4 protein-coding genes are annotated in these 5,179 nt (G+C 69.9%); 1 reads left to right on the top strand and 3 read right to left on the bottom strand.

What is annotated here, in order from left to right:
• From ACQKM2_RS40565 to ACQKM2_RS40555, 3 genes are all read right to left on the bottom strand, one after another.
• Window positions 1-1,737 (bottom strand): acyl-CoA dehydrogenase family protein (locus ACQKM2_RS40565; protein ID WP_427719168.1); only part of this gene is annotated, 1,737 nt, incomplete at its 3' end.
• A gap of 44 nt (window positions 1,738-1,781) precedes the next feature.
• Complete coding sequence (locus ACQKM2_RS40560; RefSeq protein WP_427719165.1) at window positions 1,782-2,333, bottom strand: PadR family transcriptional regulator; 552 nt, start codon at window positions 2,331-2,333, stop codon at window positions 1,782-1,784.
• Window positions 2,334-2,541: 208 nt separating this feature from the next.
• A complete protein-coding gene (locus tag ACQKM2_RS40555; RefSeq protein ID WP_427719162.1) occupies window positions 2,542-4,257 on the bottom strand; it encodes a hypothetical protein in 1,716 nt (571 codons plus the stop codon).
• A gap of 253 nt (window positions 4,258-4,510) precedes the next feature.
• On the opposite strand from ACQKM2_RS40555, the gene ACQKM2_RS40550 reads away from it, so the two are divergent.
• Window positions 4,511-5,071 (top strand): DinB family protein, encoded by a 561-nt coding sequence (locus tag ACQKM2_RS40550; RefSeq protein ID WP_427719160.1) that lies wholly within the window; start codon window positions 4,511-4,513, stop codon window positions 5,069-5,071.
• The last annotated feature ends 108 nt before the right edge of the window (window positions 5,072-5,179 follow it).

Raw genomic sequence — 5,179 nt, 5'->3', positions numbered from 1 at the left:
GAGTTCGGCCGCGAGCTCGACGAGGCCGCGGAACTCGGCGGCGGTGAAGTCGAGCTCCTTGAGGAAACTGCGGCCGAAGAGGTCGGTGGCCATGGACGGACGGCGTACCGCGCCCAGCGCCCAGGCCTGCTGCGCCTCGGTGGCGGAGTCCTTGCCGTGCAGTTCGACGGCGTGGCCGGAGAAGTCGCGGACGAGGACGGAGAACAGCTCGTCGAGGACGTCCGCGTCGAGGTCCGTCAGACGGGCCTGCTCCAGGATCAGCTGGGCGTGCACGACCAGGGCGAAGAGCTGGCCGACGGAGAGGAGGAAGTCGAGGTCGCGGCTCTGCTGCTCGTCGGGGGCGATGGTGGCGACGAACTCGCACAGGGCGTCGGCCTGTTCGCGGAACCGGGCCACGTTCGCCACGTCGGCGTACGCGTCGAAGGCGGGCCGCCAGTCGTGGAAGCGTACGGAGCCCAGGCCCCGGGCCGGGCCCTGCCGGAAGAGGAAGTCGTCGTCGGCGGCGTCGCGGCGGGTGGGCACGGCCGGGTAGTCGACCGGCTCCAGCAGGTGGTTGCGCATGAACTTGAGGATCAGCGCGAGGTTGACGTGGACGGTGCCTTCGAGCTTGGGCAGGCTGCGGATCTCGACGGCCGCCTCGGCGAAGTAGGTGTCCTTCTCGAAGCCCTTGGCGGCGATGACGTCCCACATGAGGTCGATGACCTTCTCGCCCTCGGTGGTCACCTTCATCTTCGTCATCGGGTTGAAGAGGAGGTAGCGGCGGTCGTCGGGGCCGGCGGAGCGGAAGTAGTCGACGGCGCGGTCGCTGAAGAGCTTCATGCCGACGAGGCGGACGTAGGCGTCGGCCAGTTCGCGGCGCACGTGCGGGAAGGCGGTGACGGGGCGGCCGTAGAGGATGCGGTTCTGGGCGTGGGTGACGGCCTCGTACATCGCGTGCTCGCAGATGCCGATGGAGGCGGTGCAGAGGTTGAACTTGCCGACGTTGACGGTGTTGAGGGCGGCGTCGAAGGCGGCGCGTCCGGTGTGCAGGACGTCGGCGGCGGCCACCGGGTAGTCCTCCAGGCGGAACTCGCTGACGTACTTGGAGGAGTCGACGACGTTCTGCACCAGGTGGTAGGCCGGGTGGCGGCTGTCGGCGGCGAAGAAGACGTACCCGTCCGGGCCCTCGACGTCGGTGCGGCGGCCGAAGACGGAGACCAGCCCGGCGGCGTTGCCGTTGCCGATGTAGTACTTGGAGCCGCTCGCCCGGAAGCCGCCGTCGCCGTCGGGCTCCAGCAGCATGTCGGTGGAGTAGATGTCGGCGCCGTGGGTCCGCTCGGACAGGCCGAACGCGAACACCTCGCCCTGGGTGAGGAGTTCGGCGGCACGGGCGCGGGCGTCGGCGTTCTCGCTCTGCCAGACGGGGCCGAGGCCGAGGATGGTGACCTGCCAGGCGTACCAGTAGTCCAGGCCGTAGAAGCCGAGGATCTCGTTGAGGGCGGCGATCCGGGCGGTGTCCCAGCGCTGGTCCTCCCGTCCGGCGGCGGAGGCCGGGGTCAGGAAGGTGGCGAACAGGCCCTCCTTGGCGGCGAAGGCGAGGAAGTCCCCGAGCCAGGCGCGGGAGCGGTAGTCCTCGATCAGCTTGCGCTTGCCGCGCTCCTCGAACCAGTCGACGGTGGCGCGCAGCAGGCGGCGGGTCTCGGGGTCGAAGTGCGCGGGGTCGTAGGTGCGCGGGTTGAAGAGCAGGGAGTCGGCCATGAGGGGTCGCCTTCCGTGGTGTGGACGGTGGGTGGTGCGGTGTTTCAGGCGCCGAGGCGGCGGAGGGTGGCGAGGACGTCGTCCAGCCAGGCGATCGTCATCCGCTCGTACGCGATGCCGCCGCGCAGTACGGCGTGCTGGAGCTCCTGCCCGGCGTCGAGCGGGGCGGGGGCCTCGGGGCCGGTGAAGTCGCGCAGTTCCCCGGCGAGGTAGTGCGCGAGCCGTTCACCGTGCACCCGGTGGTGCCGTTCGACCTCGCGGATCAGCGCGGCCGGGTCGTCGAAGGCGGCCCCGCGGATCTTGACGGCGAGGTCGTGCCGCATGCTCTCGGGCTCGATCGGCTCGTGCAGCCAGCGCGACAGCGCATCCCGGCCGGGCCCGGCGACGGAGTACTCCTTCTTGTCCGGCCGGCCCTGCTGCGCGACCGCGCGCGCGGTGAGCAGCCCGTCGCGCTCCATGCGGCCCAGGACGCGGTAGATCTGCTGGTGGGTGGCGGTCCAGAAGTAGCCGATGGACCGGTCGAACCGGCGGGCCAGTTCGTATCCGGAGCCGGGCATCTCCAGCAGGGAGACGAGGATCGCGTGGTCGAGCGCCATACCCCGATCCTCTTATGCAACTCGTTGCATAGACAAGTGCCGGGGCTCCGGTGAGACGCGGCTCACCCGGGGAGGGCCCCGAACCGGCCACGGAGGCGCGTCTCCTCACGAACCCGGATCCCCCATCGCACGCCGAACCGGACCACCGGACCGCGGCGGCGATCCGGTTCCTCGAAGCCCGCCCGGGTGCCACACCAAGGTGTCCCCGTCATGGACAGGAAGTACCGGTCGCCGGGTAGAGAGAGACGTCTTCCGCCCGCATGCGGACGGCGTGGTCTCCGGAAGAGCGGCCACGCTCGGGGGACGGATCCCACACCCACAACTCGTCGCCTGCCTGTGGAAACACCAGGACCGGCCGGCCGGTCGGGGGCGGTCCCGGCTGAACGGGGATCGGCTTGTCGGGCTCCACCGGCCGCACGCATACCAGCCGCCCGTTGAGGCCGAAGTATCCCGGAGGCTCCTCGCCCCTGGCCGCGGCCAGGTACGCACGCTCTGCGGCGGCCTGTACCTCCTTCAGGGTCCTGTCGGCCACCCCGAGTCCGGCGAGCAGAACGATGAGGGGGAACATCACCTTCAGCATGGCGCTGTGCGTGACGTGCAGGTTGAAGTACTTGGCCCATCCGTACAGGGACACGAAGACCAGCGTGATCGCAAAGGTCAGCGCCACCGGCTCCAGCGCCACGAAGTACCGCCAGTAGAAGGCGACGTGTACGGCAGGCTCGGGGATTCCCAGCACTTCTTCGAGATAGACGGTATGGAGGAACGAGCCGACCCACGGGAGCACGAACGGAAGCGGTGCCAGGAGCACGGGCAGGAGCAGGAGCACATTGCGGCTCAGCCATGAGCGCGTGAAGGCATGCCAGCAGCCGACCGCGGTCGCCAGAATCAGCAGCCCCTGCGACAACCCCCAAAGTTGTGCTCCGAGCCCGCCAGGACTGTTCACCAGCCACTGATGGCACACCCAGGTGAAACCTCCCACGAGGATGGCACCCCACGCGAGCCGCAACAACGGAGGCCGCGGCTCGTTCGACGAGATCCAGTAGCCCACCGGCCCGAAGGACGCGAGGGGCGCCAGCAGCGCGAGGAACCTCCAGGGAGAGGAGAACGACGACAGCGCCCAGGCACACGCCAGCGGGACGAGTCCGGCGAGGAACATCAAGGCCAGCGGCCCGAACCGCCGGTAGCCGGTGCTCGGTGAGGACGGTTCACCCACTTCCGATCTCGGTCCGGGCCCGATGGACAGACGGAGATCATGAAGTTCGTCGTCGAACGGCGCACCCCCGTGGGTGAGATCCGCCCACCGCCCCTTCACTCTGGCCTTCAGCTGCTCCGCATCCTCCCCGGGAACGAACGGAACAGTCAGTACATGGCCCGTGTCAGCCCAACCCAGAGCCTCCACGTGGCGACCCAGCGAGCGGCGGAACCGCGCGGGGTACGGCGGCGTCCTTCTCACCACCCGCACCAGAACGGTGCCCCGCTCGTCCTCGTGCCGAACGAGTTTGGCCTCCCGCACGCGGAACCCCACCGGAGGCCTCTTGAGCAGCCGGGCCGCCTGCTCGCGCACGGCACCGACCGCTGTCCGCTGCTGACCGTACGCGAGGGCGTCCACCACCATGGCGACACGCCCGTCTGCCAACCTCAGGTTGTCGTGCGGTTGCGCGGTCCGCACCTTCCATCCCGGCGGGAGCGCGAGTGCCGCGATCGTGCGTTCCATCTCGTCCGGATCGTCGGGCCCTTCGACGATCAGCCGGACGCGCTGGGTGGCGGCGGTGGGGGCCCCGCTCTGCGGTCCGACCGCCCCGTCGGGCGGATTCCCATCGCCATTGCTCGGCCCGGACTCACTTCTCTGCGGCGGCAGCTCAGCCAGCAGACCCGCCTGATCGGAGCGCAGAGCTCGTACCCAGGAATTCGGAAACCCCTCCATGGTCCTCCTCCTCGTGCTGTAGCAACGGCATCGGGAAAGACTGGCATTGGACACTGACATTCCCCGCCCGAGCGAGCGCCACAGCACGTACGCCGTGAGATCGGTGGCCCGGACACGGGGGTTATCGTCGTTCGCGAGTAGTCGGGTGCCCGGCTGGGTTCTGGGCCGGCGGGTCCCCTCGGCGGCCGCGTACGCCTGACTCGGGTGGTATCTCGGTGGCGGACCCGTCCCGGGGCCCGCGATCATGGGCCGCATGAGTGAGCAGACCGCGCGATGGACCGAGTCGACCGTGTACCCCGACATGTGGGCGGACCCGGATGACGACCCCCGCAACAGGGAGGGCAGCGGCCCGGAGGGCGAACTCGCCACACTGCTGGAGTTCCTGAAGGACTACCGCCTGACCCTGCGGATGAAGTGCGAGGGGCTGGATCCCGAGCAGCTGGCGCGGCGGTCGGTGCCGCCGTCCACGATGTCGCTGCTCGGGCTGGTCCGGCACCTGGCCGAGGTGGAGCGGGACTGGCGGAACTGGATCGCCGAGGGCGAGCCGCTGCCGAAGCTGTACGGCGTCCGGGACGCGGACTTCCACGGGGCCGTCGCCGACCAGGCCGTCGTGGACGCCTCGTACGCCGACCTGGAGCGGGAGCAGGCCGCGATGGACGCCGCGCTGGCCGCGCTCCCGGACCTGGGCGCGCGCGTGGGGAAGGACGGCATCGCGGTCCGGGAGCTGATGGTGCACCGGATCGAGGAGTACGCCCGCCACTGCGGCCACGCCGACCTGCTGCGCGAGTGCGTGGACGGCCGGGTCGGCCAGTGACCGCGGGCACCCCCTAGTCTTCCGAGTCAGGAATTCTGTTCAGATGTGTAGGCTTGCGGTATGGCACGTACGGGGCGGCCGAAGGCCGAGTTGACGTTGTCGGATGAG

The sequence above is a fragment of the Streptomyces sp. NPDC004126 genome (assembly GCF_050275515.1).
Taxonomy (GTDB): Bacteria; Actinomycetota; Actinomycetes; order Streptomycetales; family Streptomycetaceae; genus Streptomyces.
The sequence above is the reverse complement of the archived record's forward strand: the minus strand, read 5'-3'. Positions and strand labels throughout refer to the sequence as shown.

Coding starts and splice junctions, on each gene's coding strand:
- ACQKM2_RS40560 (WP_427719165.1), bottom strand. CDS start 2,333: ATGGCGCTCGACCACGCGATCCTCGTCTCCCTGCTGGAGATGCCCGGC.
- ACQKM2_RS40555 (WP_427719162.1), bottom strand. CDS start 4,257: ATGGAGGGGTTTCCGAATTCCTGGGTACGAGCTCTGCGCTCCGATCAG.
- ACQKM2_RS40550 (WP_427719160.1), top strand. CDS start 4,511: ATGAGTGAGCAGACCGCGCGATGGACCGAGTCGACCGTGTACCCCGAC.